The organism is Arenimonas soli, assembly GCF_014643775.1.
GTDB classification, from domain to species: domain Bacteria; phylum Pseudomonadota; class Gammaproteobacteria; order Xanthomonadales; family Xanthomonadaceae; genus Arenimonas; species Arenimonas soli.
Window position 1 is genome coordinate 361,317 of the sequence record NZ_BMKC01000002.1, and the last position, 20,268, is coordinate 381,584.

18 protein-coding genes are annotated in these 20,268 nt (G+C 69.1%); 10 read left to right on the forward strand and 8 right to left on the reverse strand.

Annotation, left to right across the window (positions count from 1 at the left end):
- Positions 1–51: 51 nt before the first annotated feature.
- Positions 52–762 carry an FAD-binding oxidoreductase gene (locus tag IEX13_RS09770; RefSeq protein WP_188663997.1) on the reverse strand — a complete coding sequence of 237 codons (711 nt, stop codon included), beginning with the start codon at positions 760–762 and terminating at the stop codon, positions 52–54.
- Between the two features lie 159 nt (positions 763–921).
- Here IEX13_RS09770 and IEX13_RS09775 point away from each other — a divergent pair, with 159 nt between their 5' ends.
- From IEX13_RS09775 to IEX13_RS09785, 3 genes are all read left to right on the forward strand, one after another.
- Positions 922–1,875, forward strand: a complete 954-nt coding sequence (locus tag IEX13_RS09775) for an ABC transporter ATP-binding protein (RefSeq protein WP_188663626.1) — start codon at positions 922–924, stop codon at positions 1,873–1,875.
- Complete coding sequence (locus IEX13_RS09780; protein WP_188663627.1) at positions 1,868–2,638, forward strand: ABC transporter permease; 771 nt, start codon at positions 1,868–1,870, stop codon at positions 2,636–2,638. The genes IEX13_RS09775 and IEX13_RS09780 overlap by 8 nt, the downstream gene beginning before the upstream one ends.
- A 77-nt stretch (positions 2,639–2,715) precedes the next feature.
- A complete protein-coding gene (locus IEX13_RS09785; RefSeq protein ID WP_188663629.1) occupies positions 2,716–3,744 on the forward strand; it encodes a hypothetical protein in 1,029 nt (342 codons plus the stop codon).
- Between the two features lie 19 nt (positions 3,745–3,763).
- Here the strand turns inward: IEX13_RS09785 and IEX13_RS09790 are convergent, their stop codons facing one another.
- The gene (locus IEX13_RS09790; protein WP_188663631.1) at positions 3,764–4,561 is read right to left on the reverse strand and encodes a TatD family hydrolase; all 798 of its coding nucleotides are present in this window, start codon (positions 4,559–4,561) and stop codon (positions 3,764–3,766) included.
- A 94-nt stretch (positions 4,562–4,655) separates the two neighbouring features.
- On the opposite strand from IEX13_RS09790, the gene hrpB reads away from it, so the two are divergent.
- The gene (gene hrpB / locus IEX13_RS09795) at positions 4,656–7,148 is read left to right on the forward strand and encodes an ATP-dependent helicase HrpB (RefSeq protein WP_188663633.1); all 2,493 of its coding nucleotides are present in this window, start codon (positions 4,656–4,658) and stop codon (positions 7,146–7,148) included.
- A gap of 94 nt (positions 7,149–7,242) precedes the next feature.
- Positions 7,243–7,713 carry a hypothetical protein gene (locus tag IEX13_RS09800; protein ID WP_188663635.1) on the forward strand — a complete coding sequence of 157 codons (471 nt, stop codon included), beginning with the start codon at positions 7,243–7,245 and terminating at the stop codon, positions 7,711–7,713.
- A 46-nt stretch (positions 7,714–7,759) separates the two neighbouring features.
- Here IEX13_RS09800 and IEX13_RS09805 read toward each other — a convergent pair whose 3' ends face one another.
- Both IEX13_RS09805 and IEX13_RS09810 read right to left on the reverse strand, forming a co-directional pair.
- The gene (locus tag IEX13_RS09805) at positions 7,760–8,518 is read right to left on the reverse strand and encodes a class I SAM-dependent methyltransferase (protein ID WP_188663637.1); all 759 of its coding nucleotides are present in this window, start codon (positions 8,516–8,518) and stop codon (positions 7,760–7,762) included.
- Positions 8,519–8,573: 55 nt separating this feature from the next.
- Positions 8,574–9,119, reverse strand: coding sequence for a pseudouridine synthase (locus IEX13_RS09810; protein ID WP_188663638.1), 546 nt, complete (start codon positions 9,117–9,119; stop codon positions 8,574–8,576).
- Positions 9,120–9,186: 67 nt separating this feature from the next.
- Here IEX13_RS09810 and IEX13_RS09815 point away from each other — a divergent pair, with 67 nt between their 5' ends.
- Positions 9,187–10,953 (forward strand): ABC transporter ATP-binding protein, encoded by a 1,767-nt coding sequence (locus IEX13_RS09815; RefSeq protein WP_188663640.1) that lies wholly within the window; start codon positions 9,187–9,189, stop codon positions 10,951–10,953.
- Between the two features lie 51 nt (positions 10,954–11,004).
- Here IEX13_RS09815 and IEX13_RS09820 read toward each other — a convergent pair whose 3' ends face one another.
- Complete coding sequence (locus IEX13_RS09820; protein WP_188663642.1) at positions 11,005–11,934, reverse strand: class I SAM-dependent methyltransferase; 930 nt, start codon at positions 11,932–11,934, stop codon at positions 11,005–11,007.
- A gap of 187 nt (positions 11,935–12,121) precedes the next feature.
- Here IEX13_RS09820 and katG point away from each other — a divergent pair, with 187 nt between their 5' ends.
- Positions 12,122–14,335 (forward strand): catalase/peroxidase HPI, encoded by a 2,214-nt coding sequence (katG, locus tag IEX13_RS09825; RefSeq protein ID WP_188663644.1) that lies wholly within the window; start codon positions 12,122–12,124, stop codon positions 14,333–14,335.
- A gap of 71 nt (positions 14,336–14,406) precedes the next feature.
- Here katG and IEX13_RS09830 read toward each other — a convergent pair whose 3' ends face one another.
- Together IEX13_RS09830 and IEX13_RS09835 are read right to left on the reverse strand one after the other, a co-directional pair.
- Complete coding sequence (locus IEX13_RS09830; RefSeq protein WP_188663646.1) at positions 14,407–15,789, reverse strand: serine hydrolase domain-containing protein; 1,383 nt, start codon at positions 15,787–15,789, stop codon at positions 14,407–14,409.
- A 111-nt stretch (positions 15,790–15,900) separates the two neighbouring features.
- Positions 15,901–16,239, reverse strand: a complete 339-nt coding sequence (locus IEX13_RS09835; RefSeq protein ID WP_188663648.1) for a DUF6249 domain-containing protein — start codon at positions 16,237–16,239, stop codon at positions 15,901–15,903.
- A gap of 131 nt (positions 16,240–16,370) precedes the next feature.
- Here IEX13_RS09835 and IEX13_RS09840 point away from each other — a divergent pair, with 131 nt between their 5' ends.
- Positions 16,371–16,934, forward strand: a complete 564-nt coding sequence (locus IEX13_RS09840) for an RNA polymerase sigma factor (RefSeq protein ID WP_229668512.1) — start codon at positions 16,371–16,373, stop codon at positions 16,932–16,934.
- On the forward strand, positions 16,924–17,343 hold the full coding sequence (locus IEX13_RS09845; protein WP_188663652.1) for a hypothetical protein: 420 nt from the start codon (positions 16,924–16,926) through the stop codon (positions 17,341–17,343). Before IEX13_RS09840 ends, IEX13_RS09845 begins: the two co-directional genes overlap by 11 nt.
- Here the strand turns inward: IEX13_RS09845 and IEX13_RS09850 are convergent.
- Entirely contained in the window at positions 17,318–19,543 is a 2,226-nt protein-coding gene (locus IEX13_RS09850) for an NADP-dependent isocitrate dehydrogenase (RefSeq protein ID WP_188663654.1), read from the reverse strand. The two genes, IEX13_RS09845 and IEX13_RS09850, sit on opposite strands and share 26 nt — an antisense overlap.
- 114 nt (positions 19,544–19,657) lie before the next feature.
- On the opposite strand from IEX13_RS09850, the gene IEX13_RS09855 reads away from it, so the two are divergent.
- Entirely contained in the window at positions 19,658–20,236 is a 579-nt protein-coding gene (locus tag IEX13_RS09855) for a hypothetical protein (RefSeq protein ID WP_188663656.1), read from the forward strand.
- Positions 20,237–20,268: the final 32 nt, after the last annotated feature.

Here is a 20,268-nt window from a genome sequence, read left to right on the forward strand (position 1 = left end):
CACAGGATGACAGACGTGCCAGGACGCACAAACGTGACGAAAGAAACGTCCCTACTTGGCGCTGACGTACTTCTCGCGGCGGATATGCGGCACCGGCAGGCCGGCGGTCTTCAGGGCCTCGAAGCAGGCATCCACCATGTTCGGGTTGCCGCACAGGTAGGCGATGTCGCCTTCGGCCGCGGGCGCGAACTCGGCCAGGGCGTCCTGCACGTAGCCGCGCCGGTCGTCCGGGGCCGGGTCGTCCGGCAGTTCGCGGCTGAAGCAGGGCACGAAGCGGAAGCCCGGGTTGCCGGCGGCGAACGCGCGGAAGTCTTCGCCGTAGATCAGCTCCTGCGGCGTCCGGCAGCCAAACAGCAGCACGACTTCGACGCCACGTTCGCGGATGAGCTCGGCCAGCCGCGGCAGCATGGCGCGGTAGGGCGTGACACCGGTACCGGTGCCGATCAGCAGGTAACGGCGGTTGCTGTCGCCCGGCATCAGGCAGAAGCGGCCATAAGGGCCGGAAGCCTGGATCTGCTGGCCTTCGTCGAGCGCCTCGAACAGCGCCGTGGCGGCGCCGCCGGCGACGTAGCTGACCGCCATCTCCACCGCCTCGCCCGGACCCAGGGCGTGGTCGTGCATCGTCGCCAGTGAATAGCTGCGCTTGGTCGGCGTGCCGTCGGCGTAGTTGAAATGCACCTGGATGAACTGGCCGGGGATGAAGTCGAGCGGCTGGCCGTCGTCCCGGGCGAATTCAAGGTGGCGCACGCTGGGGGCGAGCATTCGGCTGCCGACCAGGCGAAGCGGGAAGTGCACGATGGCCAATACGGACTCCGGGAATGGGAAACAGTGTGCCGGCGCGGCCCGGGGGCCCGGGCGGCAAGGCGCCTATAATAAGGCCCCATCGCCCACCGGCGCAGCGCCGGCCGGCCCAGGAGCCCCATGCAGAAGCAACCCGCGCTGGAGATCAGGGATCTCCGCAAGACCTACGACAATGGCGTCGAAGCCCTCAAGGGCGTGTCAATGCGCGTCGAGGAAGGCGACTTCTACGCCTTGCTCGGCCCCAACGGCGCCGGCAAGTCCACCCTTATAGGCATCGTCAGCTCGCTGGTGAACAAAAGCGAGGGTGAGGTCCGCGTGTTCGGCGTCGACCTTCACGCCGATCGCTCGCAGGCCATGCGCCTGGTCGGTCTGGTGCCGCAGGAGATCAACTTCAACATGTTCGAGCAGCCGCTCGACATCCTGGTCAACTACGCCGGCTTCTATGGCATACCTCGCCCGGAAGCCCTGGTGCGCGCCGAGGAAGAACTCAAGAAGGCGCAGCTCTGGGACAAGGCGCGCAAGATGTCGCGCACGCTGTCGGGCGGCATGAAGCGCCGGCTGATGATCGCGCGGGCCATGATGACGCGCCCGAAGCTGCTGATCCTCGACGAACCCACCGCCGGCGTCGATATCGAAATCCGCCGCGGCATGTGGAAGACGCTCAAGGAGGTCAACGCCGCCGGCACCACGGTCATCCTCACCACGCACTACCTGGAGGAAGCCGAAAGCCTGTGCCGCAACCTGGCGATCATCGACCACGGCCGCATCATCGAGGAAGGCCCGATGAAGACGCTGCTGGCCAAGCTCGACGTCGAAGGCTTCGTGCTCGACGTCGAAGGCCGCCTGCCGGCGACGCTGCCGGCCATCGAGGGCGCCACCCTGCTGGCCGAGGACGACCACACCATCGACCTGGAGATGCCGCGCGAGATGGAACTCAACCGCGTGTTCGCGGCGCTCGACGCCGACGGCATCAAGGTCCGCTCGATGCGCACCAAGTCCAACCGGCTCGAGGAACTGTTCGTGCGCCTGACCGGCAACCCGGAGCTGCCGGAAAAGGACGTCCCAAATGAGTAACCCCAACCTGGTCGCGCTGTTCACCATCGCCCGCCGCGAAGTCGCGCGCATCCTGCGCATCTGGGGCCAGACCCTGGTCCCGCCGGCGATCACGATGACGCTGTATTTCCTTATCTTCGGCAACCTCATCGGCTCGCGCATCGGCACCATGGACGGCATCAGCTACATGGACTTCATCGTGCCGGGCCTGGTGATGATGTCGATCATCCAGAACGCCTACGGCAACATCAGCTCCAGTTTCTTCGGCGCCAAGTTCGGCCGGCACGTCGAAGAGCTGCTGGTCAGCCCGATGCCCAACTGGGTGATCCTGGGCGGCTACGTCGCCGGCGGCGTGCTGCGCGGGCTGATGGTCGGCGCGATCGTGCTGTGCATCGCCATGCTCTTCACCACCGTGCGCATCCCGCATCCGCTGGTGACCTTGGCCACCGTTTTCCTGGGCGCGGTCATCTTTTCGCTGGCGGGCTTCGTCAACGCCGTCTACGCCAAGAAGTTCGACGACGTCGCCATCGTGCCCACCTTCATCCTGACCCCGCTGACCTACCTGGGCGGCGTGTTCTATTCGGTGAAGCTGCTGCCGGCCTGGGCCGAGACGGCCACCCACCTCAACCCGATCTTCTACATGGTCAACGCCTTCCGCTACGGCCTGCTGGGCCAGTCGGACGTATCCATGGTCGTGGCCTTCACGCTGATGCTGGCCTTCGTGCTTGGCCTGGGCACCCTGGCGCTGTGGCTGCTCAAGCGCGGGGTCGGGCTGCGCACCTGAGGCCGGCTGGTGGCACGGCAGGCCCTCGGTTAGCGTATTAGCTGGAGTCCCCCCGGAAACCACCGCAGGAGTCCCCCATGCGTCCTCGTCCCAGCTTTTGCCCGACGCGTGCGGAGGCCCAGGCCGCCGTCCACCCACGTGGCGCATGGCTGGGCCTGCGGTTGGCGGCGACGCTGGCGCTGGCCGGCGCGATCACGGCCACGCAGGCCGCGGAGTTCAACGCCAACAGCCGCTTCGAAGCCAACCCCGAAAGCGAACTGGGCCTGTACCGTTTCGACTTGCGCATCCGCCAGCGCATCGATTCGTCCGAGGGCATCGGCACGATCACCTATTACGTGAACTCGGCCGACAACAGCATGATGATCCCGGCGTCGGGCCTGGGCGCGTGGTGGCCCGGCGGCGAATTCGCGCAGGGCCGGCTGGAATTCGTCATCCGGCAGGCGGACGGCGATTTCATGGCCTGCGGTGAACACCAGGACGTGGGGCCCGCCTGCCTGCTGCTGGGCGAAAACCTGGGCCCGGCCTTCGGCTGGCTGCGCGACATGGGCTGGCACCAGGCGTTCCTGGACTCCATCGCCAGCACCCCGCAAACCCTGGGCGAAGGCCCGGGTGGCGGCGCCCAGGGCGTGCGTGGCCGCGGCCAGGATGCCTACCTGCAGATGTGGTTCGACCGCGGCACCAGTACGGTCGCCACCCGGATGCCCTTCCTGGGCCTGGGCGTGGGCGTGATGAAGGACTTCCGCGTACGCAGCAACCGCACCGTCACGCGTCTGCGCGTCGAGGGCATGGACAAGGATGGCGGCGACGTGGTGATGGACCTGGTCGAACTGGTGCCTGCGCGCGCCAGCCGGGACACCTCGCTGTACCACTTCGTCACGACCTTCACCGCCCAGGGCGTCGAGGAAGCCGTGCAGATCGGCCAGCAGGGGCTTTCGCTGCAGGCCCAGGCGCGCGGCATCCAGGAAGCCCTGGACGCCTGCCCGAAAGGCCGGGCCGGGCGGGATTGCCGCGAGCGCGAACGCGCCCGCATGAAGGCCCTGGAAGACCAGTTCCGCCAGCAGGCGCTCGACTACGGTCGCCGCCACGGCTTGCCGGTCGGCGACTGAAGCTCATCGCTGCAACGGATCAGGCGGGGTCGGGCAGGGCGAAGAAGGCCGCGGCCGCGGCGGTGGTGGCCGCGGCGGTGGTGGCCAGGTCTTCGCCGCGATCGCGCGCCAGCTCCTCGACGATGTGGGCCAGGTACATGGGTTCGTTGCGGCGGTGGCTGGGCATCGGCCGCACGGTGCGCGGCAGCAGGTAGGGCGCGTCGGTTTCCACCATCAGGCGGTGGCCCGGGATGTCCTTCACGAATTCGCGCAGATGCTGGCCGCGGCGTTCGTCGCACAGCCAGCCGGTGATGCCGACGTGCCAGTCCTGGTCGAGGTAGTCGAAACATTCCGCGCGGGTGCCGGTGAAACAGTGCACGACCACCGGCCCGAGCTTGCCTTCGAACTCTTTCATGATCGCCATGAAGTCGCCGTGGGCGTCGCGCTGGTGCAGGAACAGCGGCAGGGCGGTTTCCGCCGCCAGTTCCAGCTGGCGTTCGAAAGCCAGCCGCTGCGCCGGGCGCGGTGAGAAATCACGGTGGTAGTCGAGCCCGCACTCACCGGCCGCCACGACTTCAGGCGCGGCCTGCAGCGCACGCAGCTCGGCGATGGCCTCGGCCGTGCATTCCACGGCGTGGTGGGGATGGATTCCCGCCGTTGCCCAGAGCTGGCCCGGGTGCGCCCGCGCCAGCTCCAGCGCCCGCACCGACCCGGCCCGGCTGGCACCGGTCACCACCATGCGCTGCACGCCCGCGGTGCGCGCCCGCGCCAGCACGGCACCCAGGTCGTGGTCGAAACTCTCGTGGCCCAGGTTGGCGCCAATATCGATCAGGTCCATAAAATGGGGTCAGAGAACATATGTGTTTAAAGCGCGCCATTGAAACATAAATGTTCTCTGACCCCATTTGGGTTGGGCGGCTACACTGCGCGCCGTGGCCGGGCCTGACTTTCCGATTGCCGAGTTGTTGCCGGGGCTGCTGCGCAGCCTCGACGAACATCCACGCCTGGTGCTCGAAGCGCCGCCCGGCGCCGGCAAGACCACCCAGGTGCCGCTGGCGCTGCTCGAAGCGCCCTGGCGCGGCGATGGCCGCATCCTCATGCTTGAACCGCGGCGCGTGGCCGCTCGCGCCGCGGCCGGCTTCATGGCCCGCCAGCTCGGGCAGGCGCCCGGCGAAACCGTTGGCTACCGCATCCGCTTCGAATCGAAGGTGTCCGCGCGCACCCGCATCGAGGTCGTCACCGAAGGCATCCTGACCCGGATGGTGCAGGACGACCCGACGCTGGAAGGCGTGGCGGCGATCGTCTTCGACGAATTCCACGAACGCCACCTGGCCGGCGACCTGGGCCTGGCCCTGGCCCTGGACGTGCAGTCGCAGCTGCGTCCCGACCTGCGCATCGTGCTGATGTCGGCCACGCTCGACGGCGAGGCGCTGGCCCGGTTCCTCGACGCGCCACGGCTGACCAGCGCCGGCCGCAGCTTCCCGGTGACGGTGGCGCACTTCCCGGCGCGCCGGGAAGAAAGCACCACGGCGCAGCTGCGGCGCTGCATCACCGAAGCCCTGGAAAAACATCCGGGCGACCTGCTGGTGTTCCTGCCGGGGCAGCGGGAAATCGCGCAGGCGCTGGCGGCGCTCGGGGCAGAGGGGGCGATCGCCAGCGACATCCAGGTGCTGCCCTTGCACGGCGACCTTTCCGTCGACCAACAAACCGCCGCGCTCAGCCCCGACCCCCAGGGCCGTCGCCGCATCGTGCTGGCCACCAACGTCGCCGAAAGTTCGGTCACGCTACCCGGCGTGCGCGTGGTGATCGACCTGGGCAAGGCGCGCGAACCGCGCTACGACCCCAACTCGGGTTTTTCCCGCCTTGAAACGGTGGCGATTTCGCAGGCCTCCGCCGACCAGCGCGCCGGCCGCGCCGGCCGCGTCGCCGAAGGCTGGGCCTACCGTCTCTGGCCGCAGTCGCAGCGCCTGGAGCCCATGCGAACGCCGGAGATCGCCCAGGTCGAACTGGCCGGCCTGGCGCTGGAGCTGGCGGCCTGGGGTAGCGATGCGCTGCGCTTCCCCGACCCGCCGCCGTCCGGCGCGATGGCCGCCGCGCGTGAACTGCTGCAGCGCCTGGGTGCGCTCGACACCGATGCACGCATCACCCCGTTCGGCCGCCGGCTGCTGGCGCTGGGCACCCACCCGCGCATGGCCGCGATGCTGCATGCTCCGACGCTGCCCGGGGACACCGCCCTGGCCTGCGACCTTGCCGCCCTGGTCGAAGCCCGCGACCCGCTGCGCGAACGCAGCGACGCCCTCGCGGAGCGCTGGCAGGCGCTGGCCGCGTTCCGGTCCGGTCGTACGCCGGGCCAGGCCAACCGCGGCGCTCTGGCGGCCATCGATGCCGCCGCGCGCCAGTGGCGACGCCGCCTCCGCTGCGAAGCACCGCCGCCCGCGGACGTTCCGGCGCACCACCTGGGCGACCTGCTGGCGCACGCCTTCCCCGACCGCATCGCGCGCCAGCATCCCGCCGATCCGCGCCGCTACCAGCTGGCCAATGGCCGCATGGCGCGCCTGTTCGACGACAGCGTGGTGTTTGGCGAACCCTGGCTGGTCGTCACCGAACTGCGCTTCGAATCCCGCGACTCATTGGTGCTGCGCGCCGCCCCGGTGGACGAAGCGCGGCTGCAACGCGACTTCCCCGAGCGCTTTTTCGAAGGCGACGTGGTGCGCTGGGACGCCGAAGCCCGCGCTTTGCTCAGCCGCCGCGAGCGCCGCTTCGACCGCATCACCCTCGAATCCAAGCCCGCCGGCCGGCCCGACCCGGCGCTGGCCGCCCAGGCCCTGACCGACGCCGTCGGCGAACTGGGCCTGGACGCGCTGCCCTGGACCGACGCCCTGCGGCAATGGCGTGAACGCGTGCGCTGCCTGCGCGAATGGCTGCCCGACCTGGGCCTGCCCGACCTGTCCGACGAAACGCTGCTGGCCACGCGCGCGCGCTGGCTGCAGCCGGCCTTCGACGGCAAGACGCGCCTGGACGCCCTTGACGAACAGACGCTGGGCGAAGCGCTCAGGTCCGGACTCGACTGGTCGCTCCGCCAGCGTATCGACACCCTGGCACCGCGCCGGATCAGCGTGCCGTCCGGCCAGGAGCGCCCGGTCACCTACGCCCTGGGCAGTGCGCCGGTGCTGGCGGTGAAACTGCAGGAACTGTTCGGCCTGGCCGATACGCCGCGGGTGGCCGACGGCCGCGTGCCGGTGCTGCTGCACCTGCTTTCGCCGGGCGGAAAACCCCTGCAGGTGACCCAGGACCTGCGCAGTTTCTGGCTCAACACCTACCCGGAAGTGCGCAAGGAAATGAAGGGGCGTTACCCCCGCCACCCCTGGCCCGAGGACCCCTGGACGGCCACCGCCACCCATCGCGCCAAACCGCGCGGCAGCTAGGCGGCCGGGCGGCACGCTGCGCTGCGTTCATGTCTTTCAGGTTAGGCTGTATCGGCAAGTCCCTCGTTTCACCAATGATTTCCGGAGACCCGACATGAGCAAGACGAACAAGATCGTTTCGACCGCCATGGCCAAGCTGGGTGATGCCGGCGCCAAGGCGAAAAAATCCTGGAACAAGGCCGACCTGGCCAAGAAGGCCGGCGCGCTGGTCGGAGCCGGTGCCGGCGCCGCCGCCGTCAAGCGCGGCTCCAGCGCCGCCATCAAGGCCGTGCGCAAGCACCCGGTCGGTACCGCCGTCGGCGCCGCCGCGCTGGCCGCCGTGGGCGCAGCGGTTTACGCGGTGAACAAGCGCAAGAAGGCTGCCGCCGCCGGCGCCACCGCCAAGAAGTCCACCCAGGTGGCCGCGAAGAAGTCGACGGCGAAAAAGGCCGCGGCCAAGAAGGCGCCTGCGAAGAAGGCCGCCAGCAAGTCGACGGCGCGCAAGTCCGCCGCCAGGAAGGCCCCGGCCAAGAAGGCTTCCACCCGCAAGACCGCCGCCCGCAAGTCGGCGGCGAAGAAGTCCTAAGGCTGATTCATTGCGACGGCCGGGCCCCGGGGCCCGGCCGATGCCGTCAGTCCGCCGGCGGCGCCCGCCCCGCGCGGATGCTCAGCGGCCACTCCACGTCGCGAACCGTGTCCGGGTCACCCCAGGCGTCGGCGAACCGCGCCTGCAGTTCGGCCACGGCATCGTGGCCCGTTTCCGCCAGGCAACGCTGGCTGGCCGACCAGCTGCGCAGGTAGGCCAGGTACTGGGCCAGCGTCCAGGACTGGGTCATCTCCAGGCGCGGGATTTCGCCCAGGGCTTCGAACTGGAACGGCAGGTGCCGGTAGCCGTCTTCGACATGGCGGCGTTCGGGTGGCCACCAGGGCCCAAGCCGGTCCTCGTAGAGTTCGTGGAAAACCGTGTCGACGTCGCGGCTGACCCGCGACCGGCCATAACACCACACCGCGCACAGGCCATCGGGCTTTAGCACGCGCAGGGCTTCGTGGCAGAAGCGTTCCTGGTCGAACCAGTGGTAACACTGGGCCGCGGTGACCAGGTCGACGGTGTCGGTGCGCAGCGTGCAGTGTTCGGCGGTTTCGACGCGCCAGGTCACGCGCGGGTGTTCGGGTGCGCTGTCTATCTGGGCCTGGCTGGCGTCACTGGCGTGGATGCGGTTGAACCAGTGCGCAAGGGCCAGGCTGGCCTGGCCGTTGCCGCAGCCAACGTCCCAGACCAGGTCGTGGTGCCGGCACTGGTCGGCCAGCCACTGGAAAAGCGCATGCGGGTAGGTGGGCCGCGCCGCGGCATAGTCCACCGCGTGCCCCGAAAAATGGTCCTTGAACTCCACGCACCCTCCCGCCTGAATTGGGGTCAGACCCCATTTCACTCCCGCGGCCGGGTGGCTACAAGGGCTCTTCGCGCCACAGGCCCGGGCGCAGGCCTTCGAGCCGGTGCGGGCCGACGGCGATGCGCAGCAGGCGCAGGGTGGGCAGGCCGACGGCGGCGGTCATGCGCCGCACCTGGCGGTTGCGGCCTTCGGTGATGGTCAGTTCGATCCAGCTGTCGGCCACGGTCTTGCGCTGGCGCACCGGCGGGTCGCGCGGCCACAGCCAGTCGGGGGCGCCGACCAGCTTCTGGGCCTTGGCCGGGCGGGTGGTGCCTTCCTTGAGCTCGACGCCCTGGCGCAGCGCGGTGAGCTGTTCTTCGGTGCAATCGCCCTCGACCTGGGCCAGGTAGGTCTTGGGCCAGTGGAACTTGGGTGAGCTGATGCGCGCGATCAGCGGGCCGTCGTCGGACAGCAGGAGCAGGCCTTCGGAGTCCTGGTCCAGCCGCCCGGCGGCGTAGACCCCTTCCGGCAGGTCGAAACCCGCCAGCGTGGGCCGCGGCGGCACCGTCTTGTCCGTGAACTGGCTCAGTACACCGTAGGGCTTGTTGAAGGCGATCAGCATCCGCCCATTCTACGCCGCATGGGAAAATGCTGCCGGGGCCAGGACCGGCCCCGCACAGGGAACCCCGATGACCCGCGAACACCCGCTGCGCCGGCTTGCCGGCTTCGCCCGCCCCCACCGGGGCACCGCCGTGGCCGCCACGGTCTATTCGGTGCTCAACAAGTTCTTCGACGTGCTGCCCGAGCTGCTGATCGGCGTGGCCGTGGACGTGGTGGTGAACCAGCAGGACTCCTTCCTGGCCGGCCTGGGCGTGCCCGACCCGCTGCACCAGCTGTACCTGCTGGTGGCGCTGTCGATCGCGGTCTGGGTGCTCGAGTCGGTGTTCGAATACCTGCTGGCGGTGAAGTGGCGCGGCCTGGCCCAGGAACTGCAGCACGCGCTGCGCCAGGCCGCCTACGGCCACCTGCAGCGCCTGCCGCCGGCGGTGATCGAACGCGAGCGCAGCGGCCGGCTGATGGCGCTGATGAACGAAGACGTCAACCAGATCGAACGTTTCCTCAACACCGGCGCCAACGACCTGATCCAGGTGGTGGTTTCCTCGCTGCTGGTGGGCGCGGTGTTCTTCGTGCTGACCGCCAGCCTGGCGGCCCTGGCGATGCTGCCGATCCCGCTGATCCTGATCGGCGCTTTCTGGTTCCAGAAGCGGCTGGCGCCGCGCTACGCCGCGGCGCGCGAAGCCGCGGCCACGGTGTCGGCGCGCTTGAACAACAACCTGGCCGGCATGGCCACCATCCAGGCCTACACGGCCGAGGAGTTCGAGGCCGAACACCTGCGCCAGGCCTCCGATGGCTTCCGCGCCCGCAACGCCGATGCCATCCGGTTCTCGGCGGCGATCACGCCGGTGATCCGCATGGCCATCCTGGCCGGCTTCGTTGCCACGCTGCTTTACGGCGGCGTGCTTACGCTGCGCGGCGACCTGGGCGTGGGCAGCTATTCGGCCCTGGTCTACCTGACCCAGCGCCTGCTGTGGCCGCTGACGCGCCTGGCCGACATGGTGGACCTGTACCAGCGCGCCATGGCCTCGGTGAACCGGGTGATGGACCTGCTGGACATGCCGGTGCCGGTGCGCGGCACCTCCGAGGTGCCGGCAGGCGCCCGCGGTGAACTGCGCTTCGAGGACGTCGGTTTCGACTACGACGGGCGCATGGCGGTGCAGGGCATCACCCTGCACATTCCCGCCGGCGCCACCGTCGCCCTGGTCGGCGGCACGGGCGCCGGCAAGTCCACGCTGCTCAAGCTGCTGCTGCGCTTCCTGGACCCCAAACAGGGGCGGCTGCTGCTTGACGGAGCCGACGTCGCGGGCATCGCGCCGGCTTCGCTGCGCCGGGCGGTGGGCTACGTCGCCCAGGAACCCTTCCTGACCGACGGCACCGTCGCCGACAACATCGCCTACGGCGAACGCCAGCCCGACCGCGCCCGCGTGGAAGCGGCCGCGCGCGCCGCCGAGGCCCACGCCTTCATCGACGCGCTGCCGCTGGGCTACGACAGCGAAGTCGGCGAACGCGGCGGCAACCTCAGCGGCGGGCAGCGCCAGCGCATCGCCCTGGCCCGCGCGCTGTACCGCGACCCGAAGGTGCTGGTGCTCGACGAAGCCACTTCGGCCGTGGACAACGAAACCGAAGCCGCGATCCAGCGCTCGCTGGCCCGCGCCGCGAAGGGCCGGACGACCCTGGTGGTGGCGCACCGGCTGAGCACGGTGCGCCACGCCGACGTGATCCACGTGATGGACGCCGGCCGCATCGTCGAATCGGGCAGCCACGACGACCTGCTGACCCGCAACGGCCCCTACGCCGCCCTCTGGCGCCTGCAAACCGGCGAGGCGGTGCAGGCCTGAAACGAAGAAGCCCTCCTTGCGGAGGGCTTCCGGGGCGTCGTCCCCAGGGTCTTATTCGGCCGCGGCGGACTCGGGGTTGGGCTTCACGAAGCGCAGGGTCATGCGGTCGCTTTCGCCGATGGCGGCGTACTTGGTGCTGTCGGCTTCGTCGTGGTTGTTGCCCGGCGGCAGGGTCCAGACACCGTTGGGGTGGTCCTTGGTGTCGGCCGGGTTGGCGTTGATCTCGCTCTTTTCCTCCAGCACGAAACCGGCGGCTTCGGCCAGGCCGATCACGTAGTCCTCGGGCAGGTAGCCGGAGGTCTTCACCTCGGCCAGGGTCTTGCCGGCCGCGGCACGGTGTTCGACCACGCCCAGCACGCCGCCCGGGGCCAGCACGTCGTGGAAGGACCGGAACATCGCCGCTTCGTTGCCGGCCATCACCCAGTTGTGCACGTTGCGGAAGGTCAGCACCACGTCGGCCGAACCCGGCTCGCCCAGCACCGGCGCCGTCGGGTCGATTTCGACCAGGGTTGCTTCGCCGTAGACGTCGGGACGCGCCGCCAGCTTGTCGCGCAGCTTGGTGTTGGCTTCGCTGTAGTAGTTCTGGGCGCGTTCGTTGCCGGACTTCGCCGGGTCGTTCACGACGCCGATGTAGCGGCCCTTTTCGCCCGGCAGCGCGGCCAGGATCTCGGTGTACCAGCCGCCGCCCGGGGAGATCTCGACGATGGTCTGGCTGGGGCCGACGCCGAAGAAAGCGAGGGTTTCACGCGGGTGGCGCCAGGCGTCGCGGGCCGCGTTGTCGGGGTCGCGCCAGTCACCGGCCAGGGCCGCTTCCAGCGGGTCGACCTGGGCGTTGCGATCGGCGGTTTCGGCGCCGTCGGCGGCCTTCGCCTCGGCAGCGGCCTCCGGCGCGGCGGCCGGCTCCTCGGACGCCGGGCTGCAGGCGGCCAGGCCCAGCGAAAGGGCAAAAGCGAGGGCAAGGGGGGTGCGAGTGGTTCGCATGGAGGGGCTCCGGGGCATGAAAACGAGCCCGGAGGCTACCACGCGGGCCTGTTAAGTCCCCGCAATGGCGCTGCCCGCTGTTTCGATAGTCAGCGGCTATGGCAGCCATTGGAAAAAAGAACTTCACCTATCGCAACAAGAGGGCCAAGGTATCCGGACACATCCGCGGATCGCAGGAGAAATCGCCATGTCCAACGAAGCAAAATGCCCCTTCTCGGGCGGAAGCCGCAGCCAGGCCATCACCGGCGCCTGGACGAACGCGGACTGGTGGCCGAACCAGCTCAACCTCGGCATCCTCCACGGCCATTCGCCGCGGGCCAACCCGATGGGCGAGGAATACGACTACCGGGAAGAGTTCAAGAAGCTCGACCTCGACGCCGTCATCAAGGACCTGCACGCCCTGATGACCGATTCCCAGGACTGGTGGCCGGCCGATTACGGCCACTACGGTCCTTTTTTCATCCGCATGGCCTGGCATGCCGCCGGCACCTACCGCATCCATGACGGGCGCGGCGGCGGTGGCACCGGCGACCAGCGTTTCGCGCCGCTCAACAGCTGGCCCGACAACGGCAACCTCGACAAGGCGCGCCGCCTGCTGTGGCCGATCAAGCAGAAATACGGCAAGCAGCTGTCCTGGGCCGACCTGTTCATCCTGACCGGCAACGTCGCGCTCGAGTCCATGGGCTTCAAGACCTTCGGCTTCGGCGGCGGCCGCTGCGACATCTGGGAGCCCAACGCCGACGTGTTCTGGGGCCCGGAGCAGGAATGGCTGTCGACCAGCGACAAGGACAACAGCCGCTACTCCGGCGAACGCGAGCTGGCCAACCCGCTGGCCGCGGTGCAGATGGGCCTGATCTACGTGAACCCGGAAGGCCCGGACGGCAATCCGGACCCGCTGCTGTCGGCCCGCGACATTCGCGACACCTTCGCGCGCATGGCCATGGACGATTACGAAACCGTCGCCCTGACCGCCGGCGGCCACACCTTCGGCAAGGCGCACGGCGCCGGCGACGCGTCGCTGGTGCAGGTGGAGCCGGAAGGTGCCGACATCGAGCACCAGGGACTGGGCTGGGCCAACAGCTACGAATCCGGCATGGCCGGCCACACCATCACCAGCGGCCTGGAAGGCGCCTGGACGCCGACGCCCACCAAGTGGGACATGACTTACTTCGACGTGCTGTTCAAGTACGACTGGGAGCTGACCAAGAGCCCGGCCGGCGCGCAGCAGTGGCAGGCCATTGGCCTGAAGGAAGAGGACATGGCGCCGGCCGCGCACGAACCGGGCCGCAAGGAAAAGCTGATGATGAGCACGGCCGACATGGCCATGCGCATGGACCCGGCCTACGAAAAGATCTCGCGCCACTTCAAGGACAACCCAGACGAGTTCGCCGACGCCTTCGCCCGCGCCTGGTTCAAGCTGACCCACCGCGACATGGGCCCGCGCAACCGCTACCTGGGCAAGTACGTGCCCAAGGAAGTGCTGATCTGGCAGGACCCGGTGCCCGACGTCGACCACCCGCTGGTGGACGACAAGGACGTGGCCGCGCTGAAGAAGAAAGTGCTCGATTCCGGCCTGACGACGCAGGAGCTGGTCTACACGGCCTGGTCCTCGGCTTCGACCTTCCGCGGCAGCGACAAGCGCGGCGGTGCCAACGGCGCCCGCATCCGCCTTGCGCCGCAGAAGGACTGGGAAGTGAACCAGCCCGAACAGCTGGCCAAGGTGCTGTCCACGCTTGAAGGCATCCAGAAGGACTTCAACGCCTCCGCCGGCGGCGGCAAGAAGATCTCGATGGCCGACCTGATCGTGCTGGCCGGCAACGCGGCCGTCGAGGCGGCGGCGAAGAAGGGCGGCTACGACATCACCGTGCCCTTCCATCCCGGCCGCACCGACGCCACGGATGAAATGACCGACGTCGATTCCTTCGCGCCGCTCGAGCCCAAGGTCGATGGTTTCCGCAACTACGTCGCCAAGGGTTTCGAAGGCTCCGAGGCCGAAATGCTGGTCGACCGCGCCGCGCTGCTGCGGCTCAGCGCCCCGGAAATGACGGTGCTGGTGGGTGGCCTGCGTTCGCTGGGCGCCAACTACAAGGGCGCCAGCCACGGCGTGTTCACCCGGAACCCGGGCATGCTGAGCAACGATTTCTTCTGCAACCTGCTCGACATGCGCACCAAGTGGAAGCGTTCGGAAACCAACCGCGACATCCTCGAAGGCCGCGACCGCAAGACCGGCGACCTGAAGTGGACCGGCACGGTGTCGGACCTGGTGTTCGGCTCGAACGCGCAGCTGCGTGCGCTGGCCGAGGTCTACGCCGCCAGCGACGCCGGGCAGAAGTTCGTGGATGACTTCGTCGCGGCCTGGACCAAGGTGATGGAGGCCGACCGCTTCGACCTGCGCGGCTGAGTCCGGCCCGCCACGAAAAAACCACCCGGTCGCGAGGCCGGGTGGTTTTGTTTTGCCCGGGTTCGCCGGAGTCAGCGCGCAGCGGCGTCGATGGCGGCAAGCCAGGCGCGGGCCTGGTCGGGGGCCAGGGCGCCGATGCGGCGGGGCAGGCCCTCGTGGTCTTCGACCAGCACGGCCAGCACGCCCTGGACCTGTTCGGGCGTCACCGATCCCTCCACCATCGCGAAGGCCAGCGCGTCGATGGCATCGCGCGCGGCGGCTTCCTGCGTGGCGTCGAGCGACAGCGGTCCCACCAGCGACGTGTGTGCGGCATGCAGCAGCTTGGCCGTGAAGGAAGGCGAACTGGCGATGAACTGCAGCATGCCCGGCAGCTGTTCGCGCGGCACCGTGCCCACGTAGTGCCAGACCTGGCGGTCCATGCGCGCCAGCCAGTCGTCGCCGTCCACCAGCAGGGTCTGCAGCAGCGGCCGCACCAGCAGTTCGCCGTGCTGGCCCTTGCCCAGCATCACCAGACCCTCCCGGCGACCAGGCAGGGTCGCGGCGAAGTTGTAGAGCCCACGCTCGCGACCGTCGTGCCAAAGCAGAGGCGCGTCACCGCCCGGCGCCAGTTTCCAGCCCAGGCCGAAGTCTTCGGCAGGTTCCGCGTGCCGGGCCTGCGGCGTCTGCATCTGGGCGAAGAGGCCCGCGTCCAGGTCGGCGCCGCGCGTCACCCAGGCGATGAAGCGGCCGTAGTCCTGGATCGTTCCGAAACTGTTGGCGGCGGCGTTGGCTTCGCGTCCCTGCACCGATTCCAGCCCTTCGCCGGCGTCGCCCGGCACGAAGCGCGGTGCCAGTGCGGCCGTCCAGCCGAAATGCGTGTCGGTCATGCCTGCCGGTGCCAGCACGGAGGCCTGCATCAGCGTTGCCAACGACTCGCCGCTGCGCTGCTCCAGCGCCCGGCGCAGGTACTCGAAGCCTTCCCCCGAATACTCATGCCGGCTTCCGGGGTCGAAGGCGAACGCAAGCTCGCCCCGACCCCGCCAGTTGGGCAGGCCGGTCTGGTGGCTCAGGGCCAGGCGCGGTGTCAGTTGGCGATGGCGGGGATCATCGGCCACGTCCGGGTCGATCCAGTCTTGCCACAGCGGCATGTCGAGCGAGAATCGGTCTTCGCCGACCTGGTGCAACGCCATCAAGGCGAACATCGGCTTGGTCAGCGACGCCTGGTTGAACAAAGGCGTCTCGCCCGCCGCCGCCAGCGTTTGCGGTTCGCCCAGCAGACGGGTCCACCGCACCTGGCCGTCGTGGACATAGGCGACAGCAAGCAGCGGCACCTGCGCCCGGCGACGCGCGGCCTCGATTTGCACATCGAGGGAAGCGGACGTGGGTACAGCCGGCGTTGGCGGGGGCGAGGCGAGGCTGCTGCACGCGGCCAGGCCGAGGGTGATGGCGACGGTGGCGAGGATTCGGGAACGCATGGGGATCTCCTGCGGGGATTGACGGCCGCGCCGGCGGGATTCACCGGGCAAGCCAGGGCCACGGCGGGCGCCTTGCCCGCCGGACGGCGTCGGTAGCGGTGATGAAACGGTTTAGTCGCGCGGCGCCGGGCGGCGCAGTGCGTGGTAGGCCAACATGCCCAGGCCGGCGAAGCCGATCAGCAGGCCGAAGGCCGTGGGGTCTTCGACGCCCAGCCCGAACAGGTCGATCAGGCACAGGGAGCCACCCATTGCCGTCAGCACCAGGCCCCACTTGAGCGAGGACTGCCGCCGGGTTTCTTCGTCGGCCCGCACCAGTGCGGCGACCATGTCTTCGCTGGCGTGGGTTTCGGCAAGGCGGCGGCGCAGCCGGGCATCGACCATCATGCGGATGACGGCGACGATGCAAAGCGCCAGGAAGAACGGCAGCAGGATGGCGAGGATGTCGAACATGGGGAGGGTTCCTTGGTGACCGGATTCCGGCTTCGGGGCGATGGAGCCCACCAGGACGGCGGCGGTTGCATTGCAGCGGGGTTTTGTCCGGCTGCAACCATTGGCGCCCTGGTGGCGTCCGTCCAGGGATGATGGAAGATCCGGCCCTGGTCTCGGCGGTGCTGACGCGCGCGCCCGGGGCGTTCGAAGAGCTCGTGCGGCGCCACGAGAAGCTGGTCTGGCACCTGGTCTTCCGCGTGGTCGGGCACCCGGAAGATACCCGCGAGCTTTGCCAGGAGGTTTATCTGCGCGTGTTCCAGCGCCTGCACCAGTTCCGCTTCGAGTCCAGCCTGTCGACCTGGATCGGCCGGGTGGCCTACGGCGTCGCCTGCCGGCACCTGCGACGCAAGCAGCTGCCCCTGGTGCATGCCGGCGACGAGGACGAGGATCCGGTGGCCCGGGTGGCGGACGACTTCGACCTGCAGGCCAGCCATGTGCAGGCCGACGAGATCGGCCACCTTTCCCGGGCGATCGAAGGCCTGTCGCCGCTGCAGCGCACCGTCATCACCCTGTACCACCTCGACGAACTGCCCATCGCCGAGATCGCCGCCATCACCGACCTGGCCGAGGGCACGGTGAAAAGCCATTTGTTCCGGGCCCGGCTAAAGCTCCGGCAACAACTCCAGGACCCCAGGGAGGTCAGCCATGCACGATGATCCGAACCGGCTGGAAATGCGCCTGCAGCAGGCGGCCGAACACGAGGGCGAAACCCCGGGCCTGCCGCCGGACGCGGTGCAGGCCTACCGACGCGTCTACAAGGCGGTGCGCGAAGCGCCCATGCCGGCCGCCACCGAGGGATTCGCGACCCGGCTTGAGGCACTCACCCGCGACCACGACGAGCAGGCGGGCGTGGAAACCGGCTTCGTGCGCGCCGCGGCGCTGGCGGCGCCGGTGGTGCTGGGCGCCGCGGCCGCGCCGGTGGCCGCCCTGCTGCCATCGGCACTGTTCGACCGCCTGGGTCCGCTTCCCTGGACCCTGGTCGCGGCCATCGCCACCGCCGCGGCGGTGGCCTGGGGCATCGACCGGCTGTGCCGGCCCCTTACAGCGAAGCCAGCGCCGCGTTGAAGGTGGCGCTGGGCCGCATGGCCTCACTGGCCTTGGCCAGGTCGGGGCGGTAATAACCGCCGATGTCCACCGGCTTGCCCTGCACGGCCAGCAGTTCGGCCAGGATCGTGGCTTCTTCGTCCAGCAGGCGCTTGGCCAGCGGCGCGAACTTCGCCTTCAGCGCGGCGTCTTCGTCCTGGTCGGCCAGGGCCTTGGCCCAGTACTGGGCCAGGTAGAAGTGGGTGCCGCGGTTGTCGATCTGGCCGACCTTGCGCGCGGGCGAGCGGTTTTCGTCCAGGATGCGGGCATTGGCTTCGTCCAGGGTCTTGGCCAGCACCGGGGCCTGCGAGTTGAGCCAGCGTTCGCTGACGTGGTCGAGCGAGGCGGCCAGGGCCAGGAATTCACCCAGCGAGTCCCAGCGCAGGTAGTTTTCCGCCGTGAACTGCTGCACGTGCTTGGGCGCCGAACCGCCGGCGCCGGTTTCGAACAGGCCGCCGCCGGCCATCAGCGGCACGATCGACAGCATCTTGGCGCTGGTGCCCAGTTCCATGATCGGGAACAGGTCGGTCAGGTAGTCGCGCAGCACGTTGCCGGTGACCGAGATGGTGTCCTTGCCGGCGCGGATGCGCTCGAGCGAAAGCTTCATCGCGTCCACCGGCGCCAGGATGCGGATGTCCAGGCCGTCGGTGTCGTAGTCCTGCAGGTAGCCTTCGACGCGGGCGATCAGCTGGGCGTCGTGGGCGCGGTTCTTGTCCAGCCAGAACACCGCCGGCGTGTCGCTCAGGCGGGCGCGGTCGACGGCCAGCTTCACCCAGTCGCGCACCGGCGCGTCCTTGGTCTGGCACATGCGCCAGATGTCGCCGGCCATCACCGGGTGTTCGAAGATCGTGCGGCCGGCCTCGTCGCTGACGCGCACGGTGCCGTCGCCGGGGATCTGGAAGGTCTTGTCGTGCGAGCCGTATTCCTCTGCCTTCTGCGCCATCAGGCCGACGTTGGGCACGCTGCCCATGGTGGCCGGATCGAAGGCGCCGTTGGCCTTGCAGTCGTCGATGACCGCCTGGTAGATGCCGGCGTAGCAGCGGTCGGGAATGACCGCCTTGGTGTCCTGCAGCTCGCCCTGGGCGTTCCACATGCAGCCCGAGTCGCGGATCATCGCCGGCATCGAAGCGTCGACGATGACGTCGCTGGGCACGTGCAGGTTGGTGATGCCCTTGTCGGAGTTGACCATGGCCAGGCCCGGGCGCGCGGCGTACAGCGCCTCGAGTTCGGACTTGATCGCCGCCTGGGTGGCTTCGGGCAGCTTGTCCAGGCGTGCGTACAGGTCGCCGATGCCGTTGTTGCGGTCGAAGCCGGCGGCGGCCAGCGCTTCGGCGTGGCGGTCAAGCACGTCCTTGTAGAACTCGCCCACGGCGATGCCGAACATGATCGGGTCGGAGACCTTCATCATGGTGGCCTTCAGATGCAGCGAGAACAGCACGCCCTGGGCGCGCGCATCGGTGATCTGTTCGGCGATGAAGGCCGCCAGGCGCTGGCGGTTCATCACCGAGGCATCGACGATTTCGCCGAACTGCACCGGCACGCTTTCCTTGAGCACGGTGGTGACGCCATCGGTGCGCAGCAGTTCGATCTTCAGGCTGCCGGCCTCGTCGAGGATCGCCGATTGTTCGCTGCCGTAGAAGTCGCCGCCGTCCATGTGCGCCACGTGCGACTTCGAGCTGGCGCTCCACTTGCCCATGCGGTGCGGATGCTTGCGGGCGAAGGCCTTCACCGACTTGGGCGCGCGGCGGTCGGAATTGCCCTCGCGCAGCACCGGGTTCACCGCGCTGCCCTTGGTGCGGTCGTAGCGGGCCTTGATGTCCTTCTCGGCGTCGGTCTTGGGTTCGTCCGGGTAGTCGGGCAGGTCGTAACCCTGCGACTGCAGCTCCTTGATGGCGGCCTTGAGCTGCGGCACCGAGGCGCTGATGTTGGGCAGCTTGATGATGTTGGCTTCGGGCCGGGTGGCCAGCTCGCCCAGTTCGGCCAGGTGGTCGCCGATGCGCTGGTCCTGGCGAAGGCGATCGGGGAACTGCGCCAGGATGCGCCCGGACAGCGAGATGTCGCGCGTCTCGACGGCGATGCCGGCGGCGCCCGCGAAGGCCTGCACGATCGGCAGCAGCGACTGGGTCGCCAGGAACGGGGCTTCGTCGGTCAGCGTGTAGATGATCTTGGGCGAATCGGACATGGTGGTTTGATCCCGTGAAGTCAGCCCCGCATTGTCGCGGTTACGCGGGGCCGGGGAAAGCGCGGCGGCCCTACGGGGGTGTACGCTTCGGCCAGGTCCCACCGGAGCTTCGCCATGGCGCTGTCCCTGCTGATCGGCCTGGGCCTGATGGCCACGGTCACCCCGCCCGTCGCGGGCACGGCGCCGCCACCGCCGCCACCGCCGGCATGCACCGCCAGCGAACACCGGCAGTTCGATTTCTGGGTGGGCGACTGGGTGGTGAAGCACCCGGAAACGGGTGCCGAACAAGGCCGCAACACCATCACCCGCGAATCCGGCGGCTGCGCACTGCATGAACACTGGCGCGGCGGACGCGGCTTCGAAGGCCACAGCCTCAACGCCTACGACCGCCAGCGTGGCCACTGGATGCAGGTGTGGGTGGGTGCCGACGGCACCGTGCTGCGGCTCGAGGGTGGTCTGAAGGAGGGCGCCATGGTGCTCGAGGGCGAACAGCCCCGCGCCGGCGGCGGCATCCAGCGCCAGCGCATCCGCTGGACGCCGGCTGCGGACGGCAGCGTGTCCCAGCACTGGCAAGTGTCGGACGACGACGGCGCCAGCTGGTCAACCAGTTTCCTGGGCATCTACCGCCGCGTGGGCGGGGCTCAGGACAGCGGTGAACCCGCGTCCGGCGACGGCGACGGCTCGGCCCCGTAGCCCGGCGGCAGGTCATCGACTTCGGGCATGGC

Coding starts and splice junctions, on each gene's coding strand:
- IEX13_RS09770 (WP_188663997.1), bottom strand. CDS start 762: ATGCTCGCCCCCAGCGTGCGCCACCTTGAATTCGCCCGGGACGACGGC.
- IEX13_RS09775 (WP_188663626.1), top strand. CDS start 922: ATGCAGAAGCAACCCGCGCTGGAGATCAGGGATCTCCGCAAGACCTAC.
- IEX13_RS09780 (WP_188663627.1), top strand. CDS start 1,868: ATGAGTAACCCCAACCTGGTCGCGCTGTTCACCATCGCCCGCCGCGAA.
- IEX13_RS09785 (WP_188663629.1), top strand. CDS start 2,716: ATGCGTCCTCGTCCCAGCTTTTGCCCGACGCGTGCGGAGGCCCAGGCC.
- IEX13_RS09790 (WP_188663631.1), bottom strand. CDS start 4,561: ATGGACCTGATCGATATTGGCGCCAACCTGGGCCACGAGAGTTTCGAC.
- IEX13_RS09800 (WP_188663635.1), top strand. CDS start 7,243: ATGAGCAAGACGAACAAGATCGTTTCGACCGCCATGGCCAAGCTGGGT.
- IEX13_RS09810 (WP_188663638.1), bottom strand. CDS start 9,119: ATGCTGATCGCCTTCAACAAGCCCTACGGTGTACTGAGCCAGTTCACG.
- IEX13_RS09815 (WP_188663640.1), top strand. CDS start 9,187: ATGACCCGCGAACACCCGCTGCGCCGGCTTGCCGGCTTCGCCCGCCCC.
- IEX13_RS09820 (WP_188663642.1), bottom strand. CDS start 11,934: ATGCGAACCACTCGCACCCCCCTTGCCCTCGCTTTTGCCCTTTCGCTG.
- katG (WP_188663644.1), top strand. CDS start 12,122: ATGTCCAACGAAGCAAAATGCCCCTTCTCGGGCGGAAGCCGCAGCCAG.
- IEX13_RS09830 (WP_188663646.1), bottom strand. CDS start 15,789: ATGCGTTCCCGAATCCTCGCCACCGTCGCCATCACCCTCGGCCTGGCC.
- IEX13_RS09835 (WP_188663648.1), bottom strand. CDS start 16,239: ATGTTCGACATCCTCGCCATCCTGCTGCCGTTCTTCCTGGCGCTTTGC.
- IEX13_RS09840 (WP_229668512.1), top strand. CDS start 16,371: ATGGAAGATCCGGCCCTGGTCTCGGCGGTGCTGACGCGCGCGCCCGGG.
- IEX13_RS09845 (WP_188663652.1), top strand. CDS start 16,924: ATGCACGATGATCCGAACCGGCTGGAAATGCGCCTGCAGCAGGCGGCC.
- IEX13_RS09850 (WP_188663654.1), bottom strand. CDS start 19,543: ATGTCCGATTCGCCCAAGATCATCTACACGCTGACCGACGAAGCCCCG.
- IEX13_RS09855 (WP_188663656.1), top strand. CDS start 19,658: ATGGCGCTGTCCCTGCTGATCGGCCTGGGCCTGATGGCCACGGTCACC.